30 protein-coding genes and 2 riboswitches are annotated in these 25,438 nt (G+C 41.6%); of the genes, 20 read left to right on the top strand and 10 right to left on the bottom strand.

The genetic code is table 11. The annotated features are described in order from the left end of the window. Positions 1-50: 50 nt before the first annotated feature. The 3 genes from queC to queE are packed head-to-tail and all read left to right on the top strand — an operon-like array spanning position 51 to position 1,907. Positions 51-716, top strand: a complete 666-nt coding sequence (gene queC, locus ABC374_RS18695) for a 7-cyano-7-deazaguanine synthase QueC (protein ID WP_350302923.1) — start codon at positions 51-53, stop codon at positions 714-716. After that, positions 716-1,186 (top strand): 6-carboxytetrahydropterin synthase QueD, encoded by a 471-nt coding sequence (gene queD, locus ABC374_RS18690; RefSeq protein WP_101223055.1) that lies wholly within the window; start codon positions 716-718, stop codon positions 1,184-1,186. The genes queC and queD overlap by 1 nt, the downstream gene beginning before the upstream one ends. Then, the gene (gene queE, locus ABC374_RS18685; protein WP_350299812.1) at positions 1,179-1,907 is read left to right on the top strand and encodes a 7-carboxy-7-deazaguanine synthase QueE; all 729 of its coding nucleotides are present in this window, start codon (positions 1,179-1,181) and stop codon (positions 1,905-1,907) included. The genes queD and queE overlap by 8 nt, the downstream gene beginning before the upstream one ends. 44 nt (positions 1,908-1,951) lie before the next feature. On the opposite strand, the gene ABC374_RS18680 is transcribed toward queE, so the two are convergent. Next, positions 1,952-2,299, bottom strand: a complete 348-nt coding sequence (locus tag ABC374_RS18680) for a DUF4260 domain-containing protein (RefSeq protein WP_413019387.1) — start codon at positions 2,297-2,299, stop codon at positions 1,952-1,954. A 50-nt stretch (positions 2,300-2,349) separates the two neighbouring features. Then, complete coding sequence (locus tag ABC374_RS18675) at positions 2,350-2,919, bottom strand: TetR/AcrR family transcriptional regulator (protein WP_413019386.1); 570 nt, start codon at positions 2,917-2,919, stop codon at positions 2,350-2,352. A gap of 237 nt (positions 2,920-3,156) precedes the next feature. On the opposite strand from ABC374_RS18675, the gene ABC374_RS18670 reads away from it, so the two are divergent. Next, positions 3,157-3,441 carry a hypothetical protein gene (locus ABC374_RS18670; protein WP_350299809.1) on the top strand — a complete coding sequence of 95 codons (285 nt, stop codon included), beginning with the start codon at positions 3,157-3,159 and terminating at the stop codon, positions 3,439-3,441. Between the two features lie 45 nt (positions 3,442-3,486). Continuing rightward, on the top strand, positions 3,487-4,458 hold the full coding sequence (locus ABC374_RS18665; protein WP_350299808.1) for an HD domain-containing protein: 972 nt from the start codon (positions 3,487-3,489) through the stop codon (positions 4,456-4,458). Between the two features lie 179 nt (positions 4,459-4,637). Here ABC374_RS18665 and ABC374_RS18660 read toward each other — a convergent pair whose 3' ends face one another. Both ABC374_RS18660 and ABC374_RS18655 read right to left on the bottom strand, forming a co-directional pair. Then, positions 4,638-5,078 carry an SRPBCC family protein gene (locus ABC374_RS18660; protein ID WP_413019385.1) on the bottom strand — a complete coding sequence of 147 codons (441 nt, stop codon included), beginning with the start codon at positions 5,076-5,078 and terminating at the stop codon, positions 4,638-4,640. A 28-nt stretch (positions 5,079-5,106) separates the two neighbouring features. After that, a complete protein-coding gene (locus ABC374_RS18655; RefSeq protein ID WP_413020393.1) occupies positions 5,107-5,556 on the bottom strand; it encodes an SRPBCC domain-containing protein in 450 nt (149 codons plus the stop codon). A gap of 284 nt (positions 5,557-5,840) precedes the next feature. Next, positions 5,841-5,883, top strand: a riboswitch (PreQ1 riboswitch). Between the two features lie 50 nt (positions 5,884-5,933). Between ABC374_RS18655 and ABC374_RS18650 the strand changes: the two genes are divergently transcribed. Both ABC374_RS18650 and ABC374_RS18645 read left to right on the top strand, forming a co-directional pair. Further along, positions 5,934-6,476 carry a VUT family protein gene (locus tag ABC374_RS18650; RefSeq protein ID WP_413019384.1) on the top strand — a complete coding sequence of 181 codons (543 nt, stop codon included), beginning with the start codon at positions 5,934-5,936 and terminating at the stop codon, positions 6,474-6,476. Between the two features lie 21 nt (positions 6,477-6,497). Further along, positions 6,498-6,647, top strand: a complete 150-nt coding sequence (locus ABC374_RS18645; RefSeq protein ID WP_413019383.1) for a hypothetical protein — start codon at positions 6,498-6,500, stop codon at positions 6,645-6,647. Between the two features lie 361 nt (positions 6,648-7,008). On the opposite strand, the gene ABC374_RS18640 is transcribed toward ABC374_RS18645, so the two are convergent. Further along, positions 7,009-7,329 carry a PadR family transcriptional regulator gene (locus ABC374_RS18640; RefSeq protein WP_413019382.1) on the bottom strand — a complete coding sequence of 107 codons (321 nt, stop codon included), beginning with the start codon at positions 7,327-7,329 and terminating at the stop codon, positions 7,009-7,011. Positions 7,330-7,639: 310 nt separating this feature from the next. Here ABC374_RS18640 and ABC374_RS18635 point away from each other — a divergent pair, with 310 nt between their 5' ends. Continuing rightward, positions 7,640-8,386 (top strand): alpha/beta hydrolase, encoded by a 747-nt coding sequence (locus ABC374_RS18635; RefSeq protein ID WP_350299804.1) that lies wholly within the window; start codon positions 7,640-7,642, stop codon positions 8,384-8,386. 103 nt (positions 8,387-8,489) lie between these two features. On the opposite strand, the gene ABC374_RS18630 is transcribed toward ABC374_RS18635, so the two are convergent. Next, positions 8,490-9,194, bottom strand: a complete 705-nt coding sequence (locus tag ABC374_RS18630) for a DUF421 domain-containing protein (protein ID WP_413019381.1) — start codon at positions 9,192-9,194, stop codon at positions 8,490-8,492. 255 nt (positions 9,195-9,449) lie between these two features. Further along, positions 9,450-9,550, top strand: a riboswitch (purine riboswitch). Positions 9,551-9,715: 165 nt separating this feature from the next. Here ABC374_RS18630 and ABC374_RS18625 point away from each other — a divergent pair. Next, positions 9,716-10,909: a nucleoside transporter C-terminal domain-containing protein gene (locus ABC374_RS18625; protein ID WP_101223498.1), complete on the top strand. Its 1,194-nt coding sequence runs from the start codon at positions 9,716-9,718 to the stop codon at positions 10,907-10,909. 90 nt (positions 10,910-10,999) lie between these two features. Here ABC374_RS18625 and ABC374_RS18620 read toward each other — a convergent pair whose 3' ends face one another. Next, positions 11,000-12,151 carry a CAP domain-containing protein gene (locus ABC374_RS18620; protein WP_413019380.1) on the bottom strand — a complete coding sequence of 384 codons (1,152 nt, stop codon included), beginning with the start codon at positions 12,149-12,151 and terminating at the stop codon, positions 11,000-11,002. A 504-nt stretch (positions 12,152-12,655) separates the two neighbouring features. Beyond that, positions 12,656-13,027, bottom strand: a complete 372-nt coding sequence (locus ABC374_RS18615) for a winged helix-turn-helix transcriptional regulator (protein ID WP_063232600.1) — start codon at positions 13,025-13,027, stop codon at positions 12,656-12,658. A 188-nt stretch (positions 13,028-13,215) separates the two neighbouring features. Between ABC374_RS18615 and ABC374_RS18610 the strand changes: the two genes are divergently transcribed. The 6 genes from ABC374_RS18610 to ABC374_RS18585 all read left to right on the top strand — a co-directional run bounded on the left by ABC374_RS18610 (position 13,216) and on the right by ABC374_RS18585 (position 18,705). Then, positions 13,216-14,421, top strand: coding sequence for an MFS transporter (locus ABC374_RS18610; RefSeq protein WP_413019379.1), 1,206 nt, complete (start codon positions 13,216-13,218; stop codon positions 14,419-14,421). 175 nt (positions 14,422-14,596) lie between these two features. Beyond that, positions 14,597-15,439, top strand: a complete 843-nt coding sequence (locus ABC374_RS18605; RefSeq protein WP_413019378.1) for an aldo/keto reductase — start codon at positions 14,597-14,599, stop codon at positions 15,437-15,439. Between the two features lie 166 nt (positions 15,440-15,605). Next, positions 15,606-16,634: an NADH:flavin oxidoreductase/NADH oxidase gene (locus tag ABC374_RS18600; protein ID WP_413019377.1), complete on the top strand. Its 1,029-nt coding sequence runs from the start codon at positions 15,606-15,608 to the stop codon at positions 16,632-16,634. A gap of 161 nt (positions 16,635-16,795) precedes the next feature. Further along, complete coding sequence (locus tag ABC374_RS18595; RefSeq protein WP_034309364.1) at positions 16,796-17,107, top strand: rhodanese-like domain-containing protein; 312 nt, start codon at positions 16,796-16,798, stop codon at positions 17,105-17,107. A gap of 265 nt (positions 17,108-17,372) precedes the next feature. Next, complete coding sequence (locus ABC374_RS18590) at positions 17,373-18,455, top strand: tartrate dehydrogenase (protein ID WP_350299799.1); 1,083 nt, start codon at positions 17,373-17,375, stop codon at positions 18,453-18,455. 64 nt (positions 18,456-18,519) lie between these two features. Then, a complete protein-coding gene (locus tag ABC374_RS18585) occupies positions 18,520-18,705 on the top strand; it encodes a sporulation protein Cse60 (protein ID WP_048682016.1) in 186 nt (61 codons plus the stop codon). A 116-nt stretch (positions 18,706-18,821) separates the two neighbouring features. Here ABC374_RS18585 and ABC374_RS18580 read toward each other — a convergent pair whose 3' ends face one another. After that, positions 18,822-19,751, bottom strand: a complete 930-nt coding sequence (locus ABC374_RS18580; RefSeq protein ID WP_413019376.1) for an SDR family oxidoreductase — start codon at positions 19,749-19,751, stop codon at positions 18,822-18,824. A gap of 148 nt (positions 19,752-19,899) precedes the next feature. Between ABC374_RS18580 and ABC374_RS18575 the strand changes: the two genes are divergently transcribed. The 3 genes from ABC374_RS18575 (at position 19,900) to ABC374_RS18565 (ending at position 21,205) form a co-directional block, all read left to right on the top strand. Further along, positions 19,900-20,070: a hypothetical protein gene (locus ABC374_RS18575; RefSeq protein ID WP_170971649.1), complete on the top strand. Its 171-nt coding sequence runs from the start codon at positions 19,900-19,902 to the stop codon at positions 20,068-20,070. Between the two features lie 240 nt (positions 20,071-20,310). Continuing rightward, the gene (locus ABC374_RS18570; RefSeq protein WP_413019375.1) at positions 20,311-20,871 is read left to right on the top strand and encodes an MEDS domain-containing protein; all 561 of its coding nucleotides are present in this window, start codon (positions 20,311-20,313) and stop codon (positions 20,869-20,871) included. A gap of 19 nt (positions 20,872-20,890) precedes the next feature. Continuing rightward, a complete protein-coding gene (locus ABC374_RS18565) occupies positions 20,891-21,205 on the top strand; it encodes an MGMT family protein (RefSeq protein WP_413019374.1) in 315 nt (104 codons plus the stop codon). 246 nt (positions 21,206-21,451) lie between these two features. Here ABC374_RS18565 and ABC374_RS18560 read toward each other — a convergent pair whose 3' ends face one another. Then, entirely contained in the window at positions 21,452-22,717 is a 1,266-nt protein-coding gene (locus tag ABC374_RS18560) for a BaiN/RdsA family NAD(P)/FAD-dependent oxidoreductase (RefSeq protein ID WP_144477186.1), read from the bottom strand. 205 nt (positions 22,718-22,922) lie between these two features. On the opposite strand from ABC374_RS18560, the gene ABC374_RS18555 reads away from it, so the two are divergent. Then, positions 22,923-24,524, top strand: coding sequence for a putative polysaccharide biosynthesis protein (locus ABC374_RS18555; protein WP_350299794.1), 1,602 nt, complete (start codon positions 22,923-22,925; stop codon positions 24,522-24,524). 124 nt (positions 24,525-24,648) lie between these two features. Next, entirely contained in the window at positions 24,649-25,371 is a 723-nt protein-coding gene (locus ABC374_RS18550) for a pseudouridine synthase (protein ID WP_350299793.1), read from the top strand. Positions 25,372-25,438: the final 67 nt, after the last annotated feature.

Genomic DNA, 25,438 nt, shown 5'->3' with positions numbered 1-25,438 from the left:
GCTCTATTCTTAGGGTGCTGTTTTTTTCCGTAAAAAGGAGTTTTATAGAAATGAAGAAGAAAGAAAAGGCAGTGGTTGTGTTTAGTGGAGGTCAGGACAGTACGACGTGCCTGTTCTGGGCGATGGAGAGATTTGAGGAAGTGGAAGCGGTGACGTTCGATTATAATCAGCGGCATAGCTTGGAAATCGAATGTGCTCAAAACATTGCCAAGGAATTGGGCGTGAACCATCATATCCTTGACATGTCGCTGCTGAACCAACTGGCACCAAATGCGCTGACGAGAAGTGATATTGCGGTGACGGACGGAGAAGAAGGGGAATTGCCGTCGACGTTCGTACCAGGGAGGAATTTGCTGTTCCTTTCGTTTGCCGGAGTGCTGGCGAGTCAGATTGGCGCTAAACATATTGTCACCGGTGTCTGTGAAACGGATTTCAGCGGATATCCGGACTGCCGCGATGTATTCATTAAATCATTGAATGTGACCTTGAACTTGTCGATGGACCAGTCATTCGTGATTGATACGCCGCTAATGTGGCTTAATAAAGAGGAAACATGGGAGCTAGCGGATCAGCTAGGCGCGTTCGACTTTGTCCGCGAAAAGACCCTGACTTGCTATAACGGAATCATCTCCGACGGCTGTGGAGATTGTCCGGCATGTAATCTGCGGAAAAAAGGACTGGATGACTATGTAAGCAGACGGAAGGTGCTTTCATGATGTACGGTTTTACGATAGTGGATAAACTCCAAAAAATAGATGAAGATATTCAGCGCAGCCAATTGAAGTATACAAACAAGAGGGTTCTCGTGAGTAAGGAATTCACCTTTGATGCGGCACACCATCTGCATGATTATGAAGGGAAATGCAAGAACCTGCATGGCCACACGTATAAGGTCATTTTCGGATTAAGCGGGTATACAGATTCACGAGGGTTGATGATAGATTTTGGGGACATCAAGGATATATGGAAAAATGAAATTGAAATCCACCTGGATCACCGTTATTTGAATGAAACCCTGCCGCTCATGAATACAACAGCTGAAAATATGGTTGTCTGGATTTATGAAAAAATGGCCGAATCCCTTTCATTAAAAGAATATGAGGGTGCTAGAGTCGAATTTGTTCGACTGTACGAAACGCCGACAAGCTATGCCGAAGCCAGAAGGGAGTGGATGGAAAGTGAGTAAACTCCCTGTTATGGAAATCTTCGGGCCGACCATCCAAGGAGAGGGAATGGTCATTGGCCAAAAAACCATGTTCGTTCGGACGGCCGGCTGCGATTATTCGTGTGCCTGGTGTGATTCCGCATTTACTTGGGATGGCACCGGTAAGGAAGATACCGTCCAGATGACTGCTAGAGAAATATGGGATGAGCTGAAGCGTATTGGGGGTTCTGGTTTTTCCTTCGTGACGATATCAGGAGGAAACCCGGCTCTGCTGAAAAACCTAAACGGCTTGATAGCGATCTTACATGAAAATAAAATGAAAATAGGTGTCGAAACCCAAGGGAGCAGATGGCAGGATTGGTTTCTCGATATTGATGAACTGACTATTTCACCTAAGCCGCCGAGCTCTGGAATGAACACGGACTTTACGGTGCTCGACCAAATCATCTCGAACCTTGCCAATCGAAATCCTGAAAACCATGTCTCATTGAAGATCGTCGTCTTTAACGAGGAAGATTATCAATATGCCAAACATGTACATGGGCGTTACCCGGATATTCCTTTTTATCTGCAGGTCGGCAATGACGACAGCCGGACGGCGGATGATCGTCAATTGATCAGCGGCCTATTGAAGAAGTACGAAGAGTTAATTGATAAAGTGATAGTAGATGATGAATTGAATGATGTGAAAGTCCTGCCCCAGCTGCATACCTATATATGGGGAAACAAGCGGGGCGTGTAAAGTAAAGGCAGTGTGATGTTTAATCACACTGCCTTTTAAGCATATTACAACCTTTGTATATGTGTAGCTTTGAAGGATGATGTGTATTTAAGGCCATATCCAAATAAGCGATCCATTCCTATATGCGCTGTCCAAATTAAACCAATCAGCATCAATGCATCCGACTTTAGGAAAATGGATAGCAAAATCGTGAAGATGGACAGGATATAAGTATGAAATAAGTTATAAACCCTTGCTCCAATCCGATCATTGATCAGATAGGCCAGCATGGAAACATCAGGCGATAAAATCAATAGAAGGAAAATCCACCAGCTGAATTCATATAACGAATAGATGTAAATCACCGCTAAAAAGACCATGAGCCCTTCAATATGAAGGTATTTCTTTACCATATTAAAACCTCCAAAGTTTATTTGACCAATGGTCAATAATATTCAAAAAATTATATGATGTTCCTGATGATATTTTTTACATGAAAATAAGCTAAGCCTTTTACATCTTGATAAGTTAGCTCAGAATTAATATAAAAAGTTATGAATCCGTGAAGAGAAAGAAAAATCGACCATATGGATGCAGGATTCAATTTGTTGTCCGTTAGGTCCGTCAGGGACTGGATTAGCTTTTCATATGTTTTATTAGAATCAAATTGAAGTAACTGCTGAATTTCTTTTTCCTTCGATAAAAACATGATGGAATAATGATTCTGTTGGGTTAAACCGAACTCCAAGAAGCATAATAAAATCTTTTCCATTTTTATAGAAGGGTCATTTTCCGACATGATGATATCATCGATTAAATTATTTAAAACGGAAAAATCCGTTTTTACCAAACTGTAAAATATTTCCGCCTTATTTTTAAAATGATAATAAATGGCTCCATGGCTGCAATCCAATGATTTAGCCAATTGCCTCATTGAGACATTCGAATACCCTAACGTTGCGAAAAGGTTTCTAGCTTCATTCAACACCATTTCCCTGGATAATTCTTTACCTGCCGATTTCCTTGGCGACATCTTGACACCTCCTATTTATTGACCACTGGTTAATTAGGATGATAGCTCACTGATTTCCAAATGTCAAATATTAGATCGAATGATAAATCCCTAAACTTTACCATTCGGTGAAGCGGAATTCCACCAGTGTTGCAAAGGGGAGGATTGAGGACATTGCAGTGTTTGACTTATTTTGTACCTTTAATACCCTTATATGGTATTATAAGGGTATTATTAGAGCGTTGAGGGGATGAATAAATGAAAAAGAAATTCGGTATTTTTGCTTCAATTACCATAGTCCTGACCGGCTATTTTTTATTCACTAAACCGTATAAAGATAAAAAGAAACCTGTAGAAGACTTTTTTAAAGTGTATCCACGAGATCAGGTAATAATAAATGAAATGATGATCATAGAGGGAGTTGATGAGGACAATCCGGGTGATATCGATTTGAATGATGAAGAGGAATTGGAAAAATTGGTAAAAAAGCAATATGAGCAAAATCAAAAGGGGGAAATAATTTTTACAGAAAAAAATCAGTGAAATCACCTACCTGTAATGAGTAACTAATGGGGGAGGCGGCAGTTATTGATAGTTTTGGATAGTATCTATGGGGAACACATTGTAGAGGGAGTTCTGGAAGAGCTGATAGTAAGCAAACCGGTCCAAAGATTGAAGGGGATACATCAAGGCGGGGCAAGTTATTTAGTTAATGAGAAGTGGGATGTCACACGATTTGACCATTCAATTGGTGTGATGCTTTTAATAAAAGAGCTTGGTGGGTCATTGGAGGAACAAATCGCGGGCTTGCTGCATGACGTATCCCACACTGCATTCTCACATGTAATTGATTTCGTTCTGGATTGTAAGGATGAAGATTATCATGAAAAAATATATGAACAAGTCATTATGGAATCCGAAATCCCCTTAATACTGAAGAGGTATGGATATGAATGTGAAGATGTTTTTCAATCAAAATGGGAATTGCTTGAACAGCCAGCACCTGAGTTATGTGCCGATCGGGTAGATTATACTCTCCGGGATATGTATCAATATGGACATATCACACTGGAATCCGTTCATGACTTTCTAAACCATGTAATCATAATAAATGGAAGGATGTATCTGGATAATATTGAATCGGCTGAATGGTTTGTGAAAACGTATTATAGCGAAGTTATTGATTTTTTCATGGAACCGCTTAATATATATGGCTATGGAATTTTGGCAAAGACCTTAAAATTGGCTTTGGCTAAAAAACTGATCAGCCTTGATGACTTACTTGGTACAGATGAGGAAGTCATGTCCTTGTTAAGCTTGACTGAAGACCATGAAGTGCAAAATCTGTTAAAACGGATCCATGGTAACGTAAAGGTGAAAAAAAATCAAGTGGACTACGATTTTTATCTGAAAAATAAAGTGCGGCTCATTGATCCTTCCGTTATTCAAGGAACCCAATTAATAAGAGCATCCAGTTTATCAGACAAAGTCAAGAAAATGGGAATTGAAGCCTACAAAAAAGCTTCAAAGGGCATGTATCTAAAAGTGATTTCCGATTGAATTTCGTGTCAAACCATACGGAAAGTCAAAAACTCAAGGGTGTTATTCATCCTTGAGTTTTTTTCCGGAAACATCTAAGTCTCCTCCCGTTTAAAAATTAGTTGATTTAGACAATCGACATCCAGGAAGGAGCTTGATTAACGGATGCCTTATATATCTGAACCAGCATCCTTTAATAATTAAAAAACTAATGATGCTCTCAAAGTATTAACGCCATTTTCCAAATAACCCTTTAAACAGGTTAATGTATAAACCCAACCTTCCTTTTGTCCGATCATTTTGTTTATTATTTCAGGGTCGTCTTCACTCAAACCTGATTCGTTTACTTCAATAATTGTACTCGTATTATCCAACTCTTTTAGTGTAATGGTAACAACCGTTTCTTGATCATTTCCGCCCCACGCAAACACGATTTTCCTATTTTCCTCGACTTCCATTACATTAATAACCACTTCAGCATCGTATTCGTTGTATCTCAATGTAGGCGTCCGGCCTTGTTCCCATCTTTCCGAACTCGATGAGAACCAGAAATTCCCGATTTTTTCAGGATTCACTATGGCTTCAAACACTTCATTAGCTGGCTTGATTATCTTAAATTTCGTAATTATTTGGGTATCCATACTAAATCAACTCTCTTTCGATTTGTTTTTATTGTATTCCACTATCCCAATCTACTGATATTGGCGGCAGGGTCCTTCCAGTTTCAAGCAAGCTCTTCAGGTTACTCAGAATGGCTGGCCAACCATTATTCAAGCCTTCAAAGGTATTGTCATCATATACGAAATCTGTCTCCAAAAGCTCCTCATGCCTAAGCGTTAACTTTAAAGTCGAATCATCCATTTTCTGTAATTCAAAAGTGACCCGTGTAGGCTGCTCGCGAGGTGTTTCGTCTCCTGCCATGTTCCATGTATACGAGAGCAGGTGCAACGGCTCACACTTAAGTACATTCCCATGATCAGTAATCCGCCCATCTTCCAGCATATATTTGACGCTTGAACCTTTTTGCCAGTCAGACTGTACTTGCAATCCAAAGTGGTATTTCTTCGTGACTTCACCACTCGTCAGGGCTTCCCAAAGCTTCTCTGGTGTGGTTGCGATATAAATAGGATAGACAAACGTAGTTTTTTTTATAATTCTTTTTCCTCCTCGCCAAATAAGATATCAAGATCGTAACCTAACTCTATCATTGATTGTCGGCTTTCATATACAGCCGGTCAAGCAGTTTTTTGCGACAGAAATCGGCAAAGTCATTGCATTGAAGAAGAGTTGAAGTGCATTGCTAAAACCGGATTCTCCGTGACATAAAAGGGCCGTATGGAAACTTCTTGATTTCCAATCGCTTTCAAGCTACGATAAATAAGGAAAAATGATAATCCGCTCGGGCGGAAGAGGTTCTAGCTACCCTCTCAAAAAAACTAAGGAGAACAGTGCTCTTTCTTAGGGTGCTGTTTTTTCTGTATAAGGAGAATTAAGAAATGTTAAGAATTTTATTGTATTTAGTATCCATCATCACGGCGAATGTGGTTACAGCAGCTTTTGCGCCATTACATTTTGGCATGTTCATCATTCCGATGGGGACATTGCTCATCGGGGGAACCTTCATCTTCCGAGATCTGGTCCAGAATAAATTCGGCCGCGCAAAGACCTATATATGTATCGTCACTGCACTTATTTTATCTGCGTGTGTATCATTTTTATTAGGGGATACGTTATTGATTGTATTTGCTTCTGCCTTATCGTTCATGGTCGCAGAAACGACGGACACGGAAATTTATACCCGTTTAAAGCTCCCGATGAGTTGGAGGGTGTTTTACAGCGGAATCGTTGGAGGGTTTTTCGATTCGGTGATATTTGTCGTGATTGGTCTAAGTCCATTGGGTGCCAATATATTGCCATGGGAAGCAGTACCCGCTGCGATTACCGGCCAAATCATCGTGAAAACCGTCATTCAGTCAATAGGTGCCGTACTTTTGGGACGAATCAACGTAGAACTGGAGAAACGTGTAGTCTCCAGTTAAATGCCAGGAGGGATGCACTACATGGATGGAACCAAAAAAGAAAAAGATAAATGCTATTGTCTCGAGACCTTTCGTGAAAAATATGGGGCGCATGTTCAAGGGGAATGTATGAAGCTCTCCTGCGCCAATTATCGCAAGCATAAAGGAATTGACAAAAAAGGACCAAATTAGGTCCTTTTTTTGCGTGAACGGAGTAACTCACGAGTAAAAGTGCGAAATTCACGAGTAAAAGTGCGGAATTCACAAGTAAACGACACGAAATTAAGAATGCAGAACGAATTCACGAGTAAAAGTGCGAAATTCACGAGTAAAAGTGCGGAATTCACAAGTAAACGACACGAAATTAAGAATGCAGAACGAATTCACGAGTAAAAGTGCGAAATTCACGAGTAAATGTGCAAAATCAAGAGAGCAACACGAATTTCACCAATAAACAGTGCGAAATTATGAGTGCAGGCCGAATTCCCGAGTAAACATCAAAAAAGCTTCCTGCACCATTCCATTAATGGGGCTAGGAAGCTTTGTATTTTGTTTAAAATTGCTCTGTGCTTTTCCGAACTAATTTTTCGAGGAAGTAAAAGCATTCTCGTTTCCGCTCAAGTTCGGTTTGTCCATTTTCGGTGACATGATAATATTTCCTGCGGCCTGACTCGGACTCTTGCCAATGGCCTTTTATGAATTCTTTTTTTTCTAACCGTTTAAGGGCGGGGTAGAGGGTGCCTTCACTTATTTGATATTTGCCCATGCTCATTTCCTTCAAGATCTTCGTGATTTCATAGCCGTATAGCTTTTTTTGTGAAAGAAGTGAAAGCAAAAGGAGGTCAATGCTTCCCTTCATTAATTCTTTATCCAAATAAATTCTCCTCCTTTTCATTTTTAAAGTGTAATACGTTGTACATCGTATCACAAGGTGCATTTTACTTTTCTTAAAAAAAATGGTTAAATGACGATTGCTAAATAAATTTAATCATAGTAAAATGTGCTTCGGAACGGATGAGTTGTGAAGAGTGTGGTAAGGATACTATATACATGATTTAATTGTTTTAATGAAAATACGGAATAGGATAGAAGAATCCCTACTCAAGGGGTATTAATTGATTTTTTTTCGAAAATCATTTAGATTCTATTTATCAACAAGAGCAAAGAAAGAAGGTCCTAGATAGATGAAAGTGAAAGCACCAGAGCCATTCACATATATTGGTGGAAAGAGAGCTGTTCTTTTACTTCACGGGTTTACCGGAAGTACAGGAGATATGAAGAAATTAGGGAAATACTTGAATGATCTCGACTATACTTGCCACGGACCTCTTTATAGAGGGCATGGAGTGTCTGGTGAGGAACTCGTTAAGACTGGTCCAAAGGAATGGTGGGAAGATGTAGTTAATGGCTATAAATTCCTTAAAGAAGAAGGATATGAAGAAATTGCTGTTGTAGGAATTTCTTTAGGAGGAGTGTTCTCATTAAAAGTGGGAATTGAATTGCCTGTAAAAGGCGTAGTTTCAATGTGCGCTCCGACGCAAGGGAAAAGTATCGATCGACAAAAGAACCGCTTGCTCAATTATGCACAGGCTTATAAGAAATTTGAGGGCAAAGATGCAGACCAAATTGCTGCAGAAGTGAAGCTGCTGGAAGAAGAGCCTATGCCTCAACTAAAAGATGTGCTGAATATTATTAATGAGACAGGTGAAAATTTAGATTTAATCACATCACCAACTCTTGTTTTACAAGGGCGCTTGGATGATCCCGACTATACGGAGAGTGCAACAGCGATTTTCAATGAAGTCGATACGCAGCATAAACACTTGATATGGTATGAAAAATCAGGTCATATTATCACATTGGGCAAAGAACGTGAACAGGTGTATGAAGATGTGTATAAGTTCTTGAATACACTGAATTGGTCGGAGTAATAAGCGAGTTTATAAATCCCCTTTAAGTTGAACCTGTGTAAAGCCTGCATTCATATGTAGGCTTTAACACAATGCTTGAGGGGATTTTATTTTGGCTGAAAATCTATTTGTAGAAAAAGACCTTTAAGTTATCGTTATTATCAAGAGTTGCCAATAAAATATCGTTCACATCGGCATTATATTTTATCTTGATTCTGTTTTTAAGCCATGCTTCGTCTTTGCCGCCCCGCTTCAATTCTTTAGAATCGATCTTCCCTTCTTTAATAATCGTTTTAGGAAAAGCGAAGGCATTTGTTTCTAGGTGCATATCTGCTGGGGTTACTGCTTCATATTGAGCGTATAAAAACAATGAAATGGTACCACCCGGTTCCCATAGTGCGAGGGACACTTTTTGAATATCTTCGACTTTTTCTTTTCTTAATTCCGATAATAAAAAATCGATGGAGATTCGGGCTTTTGCTAAGCTTTTGTAAATGATTTGTCCATTTTCGATAAGTGGAAAGGGGGCGGAGTCAAAAAACCTTCGGATTTTGCCCCACTTAAGACCCGTAAACACACTAATTATATATAAAATCACTAAAACAAAGGTCGTAATCATTGAGCCCTTCAAACCTAACTGTTCATCTGACAAAGGGTGGGCAAGAATGTTTCCAATAATTAATGCCATTATGAAATCAAGTAATCTTAACTGGGAAATGGACCGTTGCCCCATTAATTTAACCGAAAAAAGTAAGAAGAAGAAGGATATAATGGCTCTTAAAGTCCACTGGATTGCAGTAAGAGTTTCCTGGCTATTAAAAAAGTCCACAAAAAATTCACGTCCTTATTTCCTGCAAAGGAGATGTAATGGTCAGTAGGATGAATTGAAACAACTGGGAAGCTTATTTAAAGACCTCTTTAGATGGGCCGTTTATAATTTAAGCCAACTCCTTCTTAAGTATTACCCAACATCGGTCCTTCTAAGACTTTCTTGACTGTTTTCAAAAAATTTATATTAATATAACAACTTTATAACGTATTGTAATTAAAATTAAACTGATTTAAAATGATATCTTTCCTAAGAAATTTATTTAAAAAATATCCTTGTATAATATCAGTGACGATGGTCTGATAGTTTCTACCTGGCAGCCGTAATGCCGGACTACAAGGAAGTATGAAATAGAAGAGATGGACAGGTTTATGTTGGTTCGCTTGTGATCCAAATAACATGTTTGAATGAAGGCTCTTACTTTTTCACACTTTCTTCCTGCGGCTGAAGGTGTAAAAAGGTGAGGGCTTTTTATATAAAAAAAACGAATGGGAAATGATATAGCCAAAGGGGATGAAAGCATGTATTTCTTATTGAATATACTAGGTGTTTTAGTTGTAATGGGCATCGTTTACCTTTGTTCACCTAATAAAAGGAACGTAAAGTGGAAAGCGATTCTTACCTTGCTGGTTCTTGAATTGCTTATCACATGGTTCATGTTATCGACAAAAATAGGGGCGTGGGTCATCAATCTGATCGCTTCATTCTTCACCTGGTTGATTGAATGTGCGAATGAAGGGATTTCTTTTGTCTTTCCTTCGCTTATGGCAAATGAACAAGTGGATTTCTTTTTCAGCGCATTGATGCCAATTATCTTCATTATCACGTTTTTTGATGTTTTATCGTATTTCGGTATACTTACCTGGATCATTGATAAAGTGGGATGGCTCATCTCAAAAGTATCCGGCTTGCCAAAACTTGAGAGTTTCTTTTCGATTCAGATGATGTTCCTAGGAAATACTGAGGCACTTGCCGTACTCCGCCTTCAACTCAGTGCGATTAAGGATCAGCGTCTTTTGACATTTGGAATCATGAGCATGAGCAGCATTAGCGGTTCAATCATTGGAGCCTACCTGTCCATGGTACCGGCAACCTATGTTTTTGTAGCGATACCTTTGAACTGCTTAAATGCCTTGCTGATAGCTAACATGCTGAATCCCGTCGATGTCAGTAAAGAAGAAGACGTCGTTTATGTACCTTCTAAAGAAGAACGTAAAGATTTCTTTTCCACCATTTCCAACAGTATGCTGGTTGGTGCAAAAATGGTCTTCGTCATCATGGCAATGGTTATCGGCTATGTGGCGCTAACGGCCAGCGTAAACGGCATTTTCGGTTTCTTCGTGGATGGATTGACCATTCAAAAGATTTTCTCTGTCATTTTTAGTCCATTTGCATTCTTGCTTGGATTATCTGGACATGATGCCATGTATGTCGCTCAATTGATGGGAATCAAGCTTGCAACGAATGAGTTCGTTGCCTTGCTCGATTTAAAAGATAAAGTCAGTACACTGCCTCCGCATACAGTCGCTGTGGCTGTCACTTATCTGACGTCATTTGCGAACTTCAGTACAGTGGGCATGATCTATGGAACATTCAATTCCATCCTCAATGATGAGAAGTCGAACATTATCGGAAGGAATGTTTGGAAGCTGTTGGTTAGCGGGATGGCTGTTTCCTTGCTAAGTGCCATGGTCGTTGGATTATTCGTTTGGTGATTTAAAACATGGGCATCCATTTTTATAAATGGATGCCCTCACTTGTATGAAAAAAGCTGTGCAGGATTTTCCCATGCACAGCTTTTTCGTTTATTTCGTCAAATAGTTCTCCGTATAATATGGTTTATCTTCCTCATCGAAGGCAACTCCGACACCGAGCGATTCAAAATCCTTCTGTAATTTGTTTTCCCTGTGTCCAATGGAATTCATTAGGCCTTCATGGGCATAGATACTGCTATTCTGACCGGCAGCCAGGTTTTCCCCAGCCATTCGAAAATTGATTTTGTCATCTTCCATCCGGTCGAAAGGGGATTCGCCTTCAAGGTTTGTATGGTTGAAGTATTGATTCACGGCCATATCTGAACTATGATCCTGTGCAGTGACCTTCACTTGTTTATCCCATGATAGCACGGAGAGATCATGATTGACCCGTGAGGCATTGGTCAAATCGAATAATTGATATTCAAAGCCCTTCTTTAATCCGGGACCGGCTTCTGCAAAATAGCCGCTCTTTTGCTTTTCGAGTTTTGCGTCGATGATTTGGATTGCCGTGACTGTATTTTTCTCATGTTTGTCATAAAAAATGGTCACATAGCTATTATCCATTTCAAACATATCGTATTCGCCGCTGTCACTTCGAATCTGGTAATAGACGTTTCCTTTAAGCAGTTTTGTTACAGGCTCCCCCATTTTCCCAGTCACGGTTTCTTTGGGAGTTCCGCGTTTAATGCCTTCCTTTGAGGAAATCAAATCTTGGTTCGTATATAAACCAACAACTTTATTGTTGTTATCATAGGCAACCATGAAGAAGTTTTGATAATTTTCGTGATAGGCAAACCAGTCTACGCCATATTCATTTCGCGTATTCCGTTTAGCTTTACCAGCCAATTTTTCTACATCATCCTTCGTGTCGCCAATTTCGATATTACGGACTGAGAAGGATGCATCAGCAGGTGCTTCCAGAGCGGGTTTTTTCACTTTTTCCGTTTCCTGCGATTCTTTTTCAGAAGCGGTATCCAATGTTTCCGTCAGCGAACCAATCAGGCTGCTGACTCCAGTACTCAGTTTTTCCAACGCGGTTGAAACCTCGGGCCCGTTTATAAAGGAACGAACATCTGATACAAAGGCACTAACCCCCGCTTTGAATCCAGACTCCTGAATATCTTTACCATATCCATACCATAATCCAGAGAGTAGGAGTATGAGGACCACAATATTAAACAATTTCCGCAAATCGTTCACTCCTGCTCTATCCAGGATATAAAATCCCGTTTAATGAAAGGTCATCGGCACCAGGTGGGGCACATAACAAAAATAGTGAACACAGAATGAGTATTTGTGAGGCCGTTTTTGGAAGCTTTTCCTTCCCTTTTCCGAGTACCAGCCACTGAACTGAAGTTTATTTCTATACCAGACGAATAATAAAATCAGTATCGCAATCGATCCTAGCCAGCCATACTGATTCACACCTATGTTTATATATATGCCGTTTACAATGCTCGAAATGATTGTTCCGGCTATCCCGACACTCCTTGGTTACACCATTATACTTCTTCGATTAAAAAATAAACACTTTAAATGATGTAATATTACATATTATACCAAAAAGAAAGAAGGATAAAACAGGTGCCTTACGAAGGTGAAATTTATGGGATTTTGGGGCTAGCTTTCATTATTAGTTAAATCAGGAGAATTCTTTATAAACAAAAAAAGATTAGCCATTGCGCTAATCTTTTTCATTTAGGATTACTTTAATTGATCATTCAAGACACTTTCCTCTAGAACGGAAAACTTATCACCATACACCCTTGTTATGTGGTTTTCCCCCCATGTACATAGTGCGGATAGGATACTTTCGAGGCTTTGTCCATACTCACTTAGTTCATATTCCACTTTTGGGGGGACTTGGTTATAAACGATCCGATTGATGACACCGTCCTGTTCCAACTCCCGCAATTGTTGAGTCAACATTTTTTGGGTGATGTTCGGCATTAGGCGCTTCAATTCACTAGTCCGCTTTTTTCCGTGGGTCAGATGGCAGAGGATTACGCATTTCCACTTCCCGCCCAGTACTTCCAGTGTTGCTTCAACGGATATATTGTACTTCTTTTTTTGCATGATTTGCATACTCTCCTTATTTTATAGGAACTTTAAGGTACCTATATTACTTTAAAGTACGTACTGTTTTTTATTTGTAATATATCTCATAATAACATTTGCACACCGAATTCCACTGTACCATTTATAAAAAAAGTTGCTTAGGCAATTTCAATGATAGTACAAAACAACAAGAAGGAGAAGAGGATATGATTTCAAATAAAAATAGAAGTACATGGGCATTGCTCGCTTTAGCGATCAGCGCCTTTGCAATTGGAACAACTGAGTTCATCAGCGTGGGATTATTACCACTCATTTCTAAAGATTTACACATTACAGTCACGACGGCGGGATTGACGGTATCACTATACGCCTTGGGGGTCATGTTCGGGGCACCTATCCTGACATCCCTTACATCGAATATGTCGCGAAAGACTTTATTGCTTTGGATAATGGTCGTGTTCATTATCGGAAATGCATTGGCGGCTTCTGCGACCACGGTCGGTGTATTATTGATCGCACGTGTCATTTCAGCGCTTGCACATGGTATTTTCATGTCGATCGGCGCTACGATTGCGGCTGATTTGGTCCCTGAAAACCGCAGGGCGAGTGCCATCGCCATCATGTTCACAGGTCTAACGGTGGCAACGGTGACCGGAGTTCCGTTTGGAACCTTCATCGGGCAGCAATTCGGCTGGAGATTCGCTTTCATCATCATTGTGGCAATCGGCCTGATCGCTTTCATCGGAAATGGCATCCTTGTCCCATCCGATTTAAGAAAAGCTGCACGGACGACGTTCCGTGACCAAATCAAATTGGTGACGAATGGACGTTTGCTGTTAGTATTCATCATTACAGCGTTAGGATACGGAGGTACATTCGTTGTCTTCACGTACCTGTCGCCATTACTTCAGGAAGTAACAGAGTTTAAAGAAGGAACTGTGGCCTTGATTTTGCTAGTATATGGAGTAGCCATAGCAATAGGAAATACCCTTGGCGGGAAATTGGCCAATCGCAATCCTATTAATGCCCTATTCTATATGTTTCTTATACAAGCCATTGTACTGGTGGTCTTGACCTTCACGGCACCGTTTAAGATAGCTGGTTTAATTACGATCATTTTAATGGGATTGTTTGCATTCATGAATGTTCCGGGGCTTCAAGTGTATGTCGTCATGTTAGCGGAGCGTTTCGTGCCGAGTGCAGTGGACGTGGCGTCAGCCATCAATATTGCCGCCTTCAATGCGGGAATCGCCATTGGTGCCTACTTAGGAGGGGTGATTACCGATTCGATCGGATTGATCCATACAGCGTGGATTGGTGGAGTCATGGTGTTTGCAGCAGTGATTTTAACAGGCTGGAGCCGGGCCTTGGAAAGTAAAGACCGGACCAAGGGAACGGACAAGATAGCATAGGATTAAAAAAGTGATGCATGTTAGAAAAAGCATGCTATGCGTATAGAGTATCGATAACATAAGTATCATTGCATCCCTTCAGCGAATGATGGAAGGTTCCTTGAAGGGATGTAATGATACTGATACTAAAAGCGCATTACAATCTATAAAAACAATCATTTGGAGGTAGAGTATTATGGTGAAAAACTTACAAGATACAACTACATTGCATAACGGCGTCAAAATGCCTTGGTTCGGATTGGGCGTATTTAAGGTGGAAGAAGGACCGGAGCTGGTAAATGCAGTTAAAGTGGCCATTAAACATGGTTATCGCAGCATCGATACGGCTGCCATCTATGAAAATGAAGAAGGGGTTGGACAAGGGATTCGTGAGGGCTTAAAAGAAGCTGGAATCTCAAGGGAAGACTTATTCGTAACATCCAAAGTCTGGAATGCCGATTTAGGCTATGAATCGACAATTGCAGCTTACGAAAAAAGCTTACAGAAACTTGGCTTGGAGTACCTGGATTTATATCTTATCCATTGGCCAGTGGAAGGAAAATATAAAGAAGCTTGGAGAGCGTTGGAAACTCTATATAAAGAAGGAAAAGTGAAAGCGATCGGTGTGAGCAATTTCCAGATTCACCACCTAAAAGATTTAATGGAAGATGCAGAAGTGAAGCCGATGGTCAATCAAGTGGAATGCCATCCGCGTTTAACTCAAAAAGAAGTTCAGGCATTCTGTAAGGAACAAGGAATACAACTTGAAGCATGGTCTCCTTTGATGCAAGGTGAACTTCTTGATAATGAGGTTTTACAAGCTATTGCAACCAAGCATGGCAAATCTGTTGCACAAGTTATTTTGCGCTGGGATTTACAAAATGGGATTGTAACGATTCCTAAATCCACTAAGGAACATCGTATTGTAGAAAACTCATCTGTATTTGATTTCGAATTGACGGAAGAAGAAATGAACCAAATTGATGGATTGAACCAGAATCTTCGTGTTGGTCCAGATCCTGATAATTTCGACTTTTAATCACGTAGGAAGGAGAGGGACGGGATACCCGTTCTTCTTTTTTTATTTGAGTCCCGCACCGGCATTTTTACACTGACAGCTTCGGGAATCTGATTAGTTGACACAGTATTACTGAGATGATATAAATGCATGTGCATGCATTATATGAAAAAGGAGATAAAAAATTATGAATGATTTATTTTCACCTTATCGCATAAAAGAACTTGAACTTAAAAATAGGATCGTCATGCCGCCGATGTGCCAATACTCCGTCGAAGCGGAAGATGGTATACCAACAAACTGGCACCAGCAACATTATGTAAGCAGGGCAGTAGGCGGCACGGGATTAATTATAGTGGAAATGACCGATGTGGAGCCTGATGGTCGCATTTCGAATCGCGATCTTGGATTATGGTCCGACGACCAAATTGGAGCTTTCTCCAACATCGTTAAGGAAGTTCATCAATACGGTGCAAAAATCGGGATACAAATTGCCCATGCAGGCCGTAAAGCGGAGGATGCCGAAACTCCGGTGGCCCCATCAGCCATTGCGTTTGATGAAACGTTCAAAACACCAAGAGCTTTAGAAACGGAAGAAGTGAAGGAAATGGTCGATAAATTCCGGGAAACGGCCAGAAGGGCTGTTACAGCAGGATTTGACGTAATCGAAGTACATGGTGCACACGGGTATTTAATTCACCAATTCACATCACCGCTTACGAATAAACGTGATGATGAATATGGAAGAGACCTGACAAAATTCGGAGTGGAAGTCATTAAAGCAGTGAAAAGCGAAATGCCTGCCGACATGCCTTTAATCATGCGCATTTCTGCAAAAGAATACGTTGAAGGCGGATATGGTATTGAAGAAAGTATTGCATTTTCACAAGTCTTTAAAGAAGCAGGCGTCGATATGTTCCATGTAAGCTCTGGAGGAGAAGGCCCGATTGGAGCAGACGGAAGACCTGGTACCCATGCTAGCTATCAAACTCCGTTGGCCAGGGAAATCAAAAATGCCTTGGATATTCCGGTTATTGCTGTAGGTCGATTAGATGATCCGATTCTTGCAAATTCCATCATTGGCAATGAAGAAGCAGATTTGGTTGCCATCGGCAGAGGAATGCTGCGAAACCCTTATTGGGCATTGGAAGCATCTAAGACTTTGAATAAAAAAACGGAGATACCTGAACAATATATACTGGGATTCAAGCATTAATACGAATTCATGCTTTAAAACGCCGGCGAATATTATATTCGCCGGCGTTTTTACAATCAGGCATGAGGGAATTTTCATCAGGAAATCCATTACGTGATGTTTAACTGGAAATTTTGCTATAATGAAAAAGATAAATCAAACGATAATTCGAGGTGCTAATTATGGAAGAAATCAAAATCATTACAACTGAAGAAGTGGAAGCTAAGCTTGAGGCAGGAGAAGCGATGGAACTTGTCGATGTTCGTGAAGACGAAGAAGTGCAAGAGGGAATGATCGAAGGCGCGAAACATATTCGCATGAATGATATCCCGGCAAACCTTGACTATTTTGATAAAGAAAAAGAATATATTTTTATCTGCCGTTCAGGACGCCGCAGTGAAAATGTATGCCATTATCTTCAGGAACAAGGATATAAAGTGGCAAACATGGTTGGCGGAATGCTTGAATGGGACGGCGAAGTCATCGTTAAGTGAGGTTCCTCAAAAAGACCTGTTACTTTTGTAAGCGTAAATCCAGGAATGTGACGGTTTATTTGAATGAAGAAAGAAAAAAGATCATGGTTTGTTCACAATGCCGTGAATATGCGGAAGACGCGCATATTTGAAGGCGTGAAAAAAAGAGTCCTTTCATCTGAAAGGGCTCTTTTTTCTGTATGAACCTCTCCTTACGGGGACGCAAAAGTTATATGTTAAAATTAGGGTGCTGAAGTCAGAAAATATAGAAAAGGAGAGTTGGATAATGAATGTTCATAAAATAGCGGTCATTGCGGGTGACGGGATTGGCCCTGAGGTGATTGATGAGGGTGTAAAGGTCCTTAAAGAAGTGGCTTCAATTGCCGGAGATTTTTCTTTCCAGTTCACCTATTTTCCATGGGGCTGTGAATATTATCTTGAGCACGGCAAAATGCTGCCCGACGACGGACTTGAACAACTGATGAAGTTTGACGCTGTGTATCTTGGGGCAGTCGGTTATCCTGGTGTCCCGGACCATATTTCTTTACGTGAACTTCTGCTGAAAATCAGAAAGGGATTTGACCAATATGTGAATGTTCGACCCGTTAAATTGCTTCAAGGTGCACCCTGTCCATTAAAAGACGTGACTCGTGACCAAATCGATATGGTTGTCATACGTGAAAACAGTGAAGGGGAATATTCCGGTGCCGGTGATTGGCTTTTTAAAGGCAAGCCGGAAGAAGTCGTCCTGCAGACGGGGGTCTTTTCAAGAAAAGGAACGGAAAGGATCATCCGTTATGCGTATGAACTTGCACGTAAGACGGGCAGGACGCTAACGAGTATAAGCAAGGCGAACGCATTGAATTATTCAATGGTTTTTTGGGATCAGGTTTTTGAAGAAATTGGACAGGAGTTTCCGGATGTAGAAACGAATTCCTATCTGGTCGATGCGGCGAGCATGTATTTTGTCAAGCAGCCCGAACGGTTTCAAATCGTTGTCACCTCCAATTTGTTTGGTGACATCATCACCGATTTAGGTGCTGCGATTGCAGGGGGGATGGGACTGGCGGCCGGTGCCAATTTAAACCCGGAACGGATTTATCCTTCGATGTTCGAACCGATCCATGGTTCAGCCCCGGATATAGCACATCAAGGCATCGCCAATCCACTTGCGGCCATATGGTCCGCCAGTCAGATTCTCGATTTCTTTGGGCATGAGGTTTGGGGTGCTAAAGTGTTGGACGTGATCGAACAGGTGATGGTCGATAAAAAGGCGCTAACCCCTGATATGGGCGGGACAGCTTCTACAGAAGAAGTCGGGGATGAAGTGGTTGCATTAATATCCGCTTTACAAACAAATCAAGTATAAGATTTTTGAAAAATGGGCATCCTGCACAATAACTATCATTATAGTAAAAGGGCGGGGAGAGCCGATGATACAAGTGAAATTATTTGATTATGAGCATGAAAAGGATCTAGAGGATGAAATGAACTTTTTCCTTGAAGACATTCGTGATAATCAAATCGTCGATATCAAATACAATGTCGCCACTACAGGTGAAGAGGAAGAGGAACAGATCTATTGTTTCAGTGCGATGATCATCTATAAAAAAAAATAAAGGCCGGATGGCCCGATAATCAAATAATGGACTACCTATTGCTTGCTGACGGGCAATCAAAGGTAGTCTTTTTTCCGTCTTGACGTCCTGGGAAGGGGGCATGTTCGTTGTGGAAATTAGGACGATGTCGCTTCCCCGCCATTGACATGAAGTGTTTGTCCTGTCACAAAACGGGAATCATCAGAGGCGAGATAGACAAAGGTGGGAGCAAGTTCAAATGGCTGGCCTTGGCGCTCCATCGGATTATCGACTTGTGTCACTTCGTCTGCCGAGAAACTTGCCGGGATGAGAGGTGTCCAAAACCTTCCGGGCGCAATGGCGTTCACCCGGATGCCTTGATCGACAAGACTGTTTGCCAAGGCACGGGTAAAACCAATGTTGGCCCCTTTAGTCGCCGTATAATCAATTAATTGCTTATTCCCATTGAACGTCACGACAGAAGATGTATTAATGATGGAGGACCCAGCTTTTAAATGGGGAAGGGCAGCACGCGTCGTGTAGAAGTGGGAATAGATATTCACTTTAAAGGTATCATCGAATTGCTCATCCGTAATATCAAGCAAGCTTAATTGCTGAAATTGAATGCCCACGTGGTTACAAAGAATATCGAGCTTTCCAAATGTTTCGATGGTGTCTTCCACGATATTGATGCATTGCTGCTTATCCCTTAAGTCCCCAGGCAGCAGTAAGCAACGTTGCCCAAGCTCTTCAATTCTCGTTTTAGTCCGATTGGCATCCTCATGTTCATCCAAATAAGCGATGGAAACATCTGCCCCTTCTTTAGCAAAAGCGATGGCAGCCGCAGCGCCAATTCCACTGTCTCCGCCAGTTATCAATGCGACACTACCTGTTAATTTCCCACTGCCCTTATAATTGGGATTTTCGATGATGGGCCGGGGCACCATTAATTTTTCTACACCAGGTTGGCGAAATTGCCGTTGCTCCGGAACCGTGATGGGGACGTCATGATAACGAGTGATCTTTCCATAATTCGGATGCATGGGATAGCCTTCACATGATGATTTCTTTTTCTTATCTTCTGCCATGAGGAGTCCTCCTAAAAAAGAATTTAGTCGGATTACTCTATGACGATCAGGTATATGCCGTGCATGAAGAACATGTATGGGTACGGGCTCGTTGCCGTACAGCTAGAATATGCTGAAGTGTAGAAAAATTGTTTTTGGAGGCCTTAATATGCCATATTATTATAGCGAAGAAGTGAAATTGTTATTGGTCGATCAATCTGATGAAAAGGTGGAGTTGTTATATGATTCCAACCCAAATACCTTTGAATTGCCGCTTATAGGACCGAGACCGCCATATTATTATAACCCGCGCTATGTGCCGTATTATCCCGTAATTTAAGGGTGAACATACTAAGGGAAAATGCATGAAGAACGGAGTTTGCTGAAATGGGCTGCCTTGGTCTTTCGATGAGTGGACTAAAAGCAGCCTCAATCCGATTCAACTAAATTCCCAATCATAACAGATGTCATTAAGAATAACTGATTATATTTTTCTATGAATTTTACAAACACGGAGATAATGGGTAAAGTTATACATAATACATAGAGCGGACTGGTGTATTTAAAGGAGAGATCCATTTTGGATAACAATCTGAAACAACTAATAGAAAATCTACAGCAATCGGATGGTGGACATATCTTATACTGTTTTAATGAATTGGAGACATACATTGAAAATGAGGCAACGTTCATCATTGCCGGTGTTGAACAGGGAGACCATATTCTGGTCGTCGAAAATGACCGTATTTTTCCTTTCGTGTACAAGAAATTGCAGCTTCATTTAAATGAGGAGCAATTGGAGCAAGTGCATCTTATGAATAATTTTGATTTTTATTGCTTTCATGGAGACTTCCATCCTTCGACGATGGTTAATTATTTCTTGGAAAATATCGATTCATACACTGGACGCAATCAGCACGTGCGGACTTGGGGTCATGTTGAATGGGGCCATGACGATCAAGCCTGCTTTGCGATAGGCGAATATGAAAAAGGAATCGACAAACTGATCAAGGAACGAGGATTGATTTCGGTTTGTGCGTACGATGACTGCAGAGTGCCTGCTGAGCTTAGGACAAACTTGATCAAGCATCATGGGGTCCTGATAACAGATGAAAAAATCACGATTTTAGCAAACGGATAGAATGGAAGGGGCAAGTTATTTGGAAAGTTTTACTGAACGGGTAATTAATATCATACGACAAATCCCTTCCGGTAAAGTGATGACATATGGTCAAATTGGACAGCTCGCCGGAAGTCCGCGCGGTGCAAGGCAGGTCGTAAGGATCCTTCATTCAAGCAGCAAAAAACATGACCTTCCTTGGCACCGGGTAATCAATGCCAAAGGAGAAATCGGCATAAAAGCGGAGGGCGCCGCAGAACACCAGAAGGCGATGCTCGAGAGTGAAGGCGTCACATTCACGGAACGGAATACCATTGATCTCGAAGCTTTTCGCCATCATCCAGAAATGTTTTAAACGGAAAGCCGGATAAAATAGGCGGCGGCCGAAATAATTGAGAGAGTGGCCGAATTAAGTTCCATGTAGGTCGAAAAAATGCGCCAACGGTCGAATTAAGTATGAGAACGGTCGAATAAACTGTACCAACGGCTGAAAAGCCGGCGCCAACACCTGAATTAATGCCTAACAAACACCGAATGGATGTGAAGGCTTACGAAATCGCATTAAAGAGGCTGATCCAAGCGGATCAGCCTCTTTTACGAATTATGAACGGGCATACATGGCAGCATTCATTCCGGCGAGTCTGCCGGTTACTAATGCCGATGTGATATTATAGCCGCCTGTGTATCCGTGTATATCCAGAATTTCACCGCAGAAATACAGTCCGTCCATTAGTTTGGATGCCATTTCCTTTGGATGTATTTCTTTGACGGATACGCCGCCGCCCGTGACGAAGGCTTTTTCCAGCGGCTGGGTGCCGTGCACTCCGAATTGGAAGTCCTTGCATAATTCTGCAAAACGGCGGATTTTTTCATTTGATATCGTCGCTCCTTGTTCTTGAAGGTCGATGCCGCTTCGCTCAAGCAGGAAGTGAAGGTATCGTTCAGGAACTAAGCCTTTTAAGGTGTTTTTAATGGCTTTTTTCGGTTCGGCTTTGATTTCCTTCATGATATCTTGAAAAACCTCTTCCTTGTTTCGGTCCGGCAGGGCATCGAGTTTCATGGTCACTTCCGACAGGTTCCATTTTTTCATCGCTTTCACGACGAATTGGCTGCATCTTAGAACAGCTGGACCGGAGACGCCAAAATGGGTGAAGAGCATATCCATTCGGTGTGTGATCAGGGCCTTGCCCTTTGGGTTAAGGACACTCAATGAAACATCGCGAAGTGCAAGACCTTGAAGTGTTCGATCTTTAATGAATGTTTCATGGCTAAGTACGGGAACTTCAGTTGGGAACAGCTCGGTAATCGTATGTCCCGCCTTTTTAGCCCATGCGTAGCCGTCTCCCGTTGAACCGGTGTGGGGAACTGATTTCCCGCCGACTGCAATAACAACTGCATCCGTGTCAATGGTCTGGCCATCTTTTAACCGGACACCGCTGGTTTTTCCATGTTCATAGAGAACTTCCGCAACTGGAGAGTTCTTATAGATCGTTACTTTTAAATTCGATAGGCGCGTCAGCAGGGCATCCACGACACTTTGCGCTTTATCGTTGACAGGGAACATCCGTCCATGGTCCTCTTCTTTTAGAGCCACGCCCAATTTTTCAAAGAATTGAATAATGTCCTCATTATTGAACTCTGAGAAAGCACTGTATAGAAATCGCCCGTTTCCAGGGATATGCTGAATGATTTCATCGATTGAGAGCCTGTTCGTCACGTTGCAGCGTCCGCCGCCCGAGATTGCAAGTTTCCTGCCAAGCTTCTCGCCTTTATCCACTAACAAGACATGGGCACCTTTTTCACCGGCTGCAATTGCTGCCATCAATCCGGAAGGGCCGCCGCCAATTACCACTACATCATATTTCAAATTGATCACCACTTTATCATTTTCAGTCCCTTCATTATATAGCAAGAGCCCGTCAGATTGCGAATGTAGAAGAAAAGGAATTATTTGTTTGTGTATTATCATCGAAAACGATAAACTTGAGTGTAGTTTTCTATAGAAAAAATACTTTAATATGATAAGATAAAGAGCGTGTGAAACGTAACTGACAGAGGCAGGAAGGGATTAGATGTCATCTAAGTTTTTAAAAGGGGCTTTTATATTAACGCTGGGAGCGATCATATCCAAGATACTTGGTTTATTTTACGTAATCCCATTTGAACATATGGTTGGGAATAAAGGGGCTACCCTCTATCAATATGGGTACGTTCCATATACCATTTTCATTAGCTTTGCAACGGCAGGCATGCCGCTTGCTGTTTCTAAATTCATTTCGAAGTATAATGCGCTCGAGGAATACGCCGTTGGTGAGAAGTTATTTAAATCGAGCCTGAAATTAATGGTTGTCACCGGTTTTCTCGCTTTTTTGATTCTCTATACGATGGCCCCGCTGTTTACTGGAGTCTTTGGGGTCAAGAAGGAAGATGTCAGTGATGTCACGGAGATCATACGGGCAGTCAGCTTCGCCTTGATTTTTGTACCGTTCATGAGCATCATCCGCGGCTTCTTTCAAGGTCATGAAGCGATGGAACCAACGGCCATATCTCAGGTTATCGAACAAATTGTCCGCATCGTGTTCCTTTTGGCTGGTGTGTATGTTGTTTTAAATGTCATGGATGGAGAGTTAGTAAGAGCCATCCAAGTAGCTACTTTCGCGGCGACGGTCGGGGCTGTCGGCGGTTTAGTGGTGTTATTTTGGTATTGGAAAAAACAAAAACCCCATTTGGACAGCTTGATGAAGAAAGACCGGGGGACGATGGAAATTTCCCTGAAGGAGATCTATAAAGAAATATTTCTTTCGTCGATTCCTTTCATATTTGTCGGAATCGCGATGCCATTGTTTCAGTTTGCGGACTTGCTATCTTTCAATAAGGCGATGTCTTCAATCGGTTTGCAGCATGTTGCTGAGGATGCACTTGGGGTGTTGAATGTATATGCCCAGAAGCTTGTCTTGATTCCGATGACGCTTGCAACCGGATTTTCAATGGCGCTTCTGCCCTCGGTGACGAAGGCATATGTAAGTGAGGATTCGGAAGAGTTAAACCGCCAGCTGAACCAAGCCTTCCAAATTTTGTTGTTCATTACGATTCCAGCTGTCGTTGGCATGTCGGTGCTAGCCGATCCAATCTATAGTGCCTTTTACAGCCATGATCCACTTGGAATCAGTGTCCTGAAGGCATATGCGCCCGTTTCCATCTTATTTGCGCTTTTTTCCGTTTCGGCGGCCATTTTACAAGGCATCAATCAGCAAAAATATACGGTGCTCAGCCTGCTTGTGGGCTTTTTAATCAAATTGAGCTTGAATATTCCGATGATCAAGTTGTTTGAAACGGAAGGATCCGTTTATGCCACGGCATTCGGCTACTTGGCTGCTGTGCTGCTGAATTTGTATGTCATCACCTACTTTACTGGATATCGTTACAGCCTTACCATCAGAAGATCTGTTTTGATCACTGTTTTTTCAATTATCATGGGACTGGCTGCATGGGGCATGAACAGTTTATTATCGCTGTGGCTTACAACGGAAGGGCGATTCCAGGCGATTTTGATCGTGGCCGTTTGTGCAATTTTTGGAGCGCTCATTTATGCGGCGCTTTCCTTGAAAAGCAAACTTGCCCATCGTTTGTTCGGTACCCGGATCGATCGGTTAAAAGCTAAATTAGGATTATAAGCTGGAAGTTTGATGTGTAAAATAAAGGGTATTGAATGGTGAATCCCCAGATTAAAATATATTGGCCTTGCCTGTCATTAAAGTGGGCAAGGCTTTTTACTGAAAAAGGCTTTAGGAGGAAACGATGAGAATAGATAAGATTTTATCCAATATTGGTTATGGCAGCAGGAAAGAAGTGAAAAAACTCCTGAAATCCGGCGCCGTCAAGGTCAATGACAGACTGCTTAAGGACCCGAAGGAACAAGTGGACCCTGATACGGAAATCGTTACGGTTCATGGTGAACGGGTTGAATACAGGGAATTCATATATTTAATGATGAATAAACCGCCAGGCGTATTGTCGGCAACGGAAGACAACTATCAAGAAACGGTCATCGACATCTTGGAGCCCGAAGATTCGGTATTCGAGCCATTTCCTGTAGGCCGTCTTGATAAGGACACGGAAGGTTTATTGCTGATCACGAATGACGGAAAGCTTGCCCACCAACTGCTTTCTCCAAAGAAACATGTCCCTAAAACATATTTTGCGGTCATTGATGGCGAAGTGACTGAACGGGATATCGAGGCATTCCGCAACGGCGTGACCTTGGATGATGGATACGAAACAAAACCAGGTGAATTGAACATTTTAAAATCAGGTCTGACATCGGATATCGAGCTAACGATCATGGAAGGAAAGTTCCATCAGGTGAAGCGGATGTTTGAGGCCGTTGGCAAACGTGTCGTCTACCTAAAGCGTCTTTCCATGGGGAGTTTACAGCTTGATGAGGAACTTGAGCTTGGTGAATACCGTGAGTTGACGGCGGAGGAGCTTGAACAGTTAAAGGCAGGCCAACCGACTGAATGATAGCTGGATACAAAAAATGAGGCGGACAATATTGTCCTCCTCAAAGTATTTTACATATCGATCTTGT

The sequence above is a fragment of the Peribacillus phoenicis genome (assembly GCF_047238085.1).
Classification (GTDB): Bacteria; Bacillota; Bacilli; order Bacillales; family DSM-1321; genus Peribacillus.
Note: the sequence above shows the minus strand (reverse complement) of the source record. Positions and strands in the feature narration are given on the sequence as shown.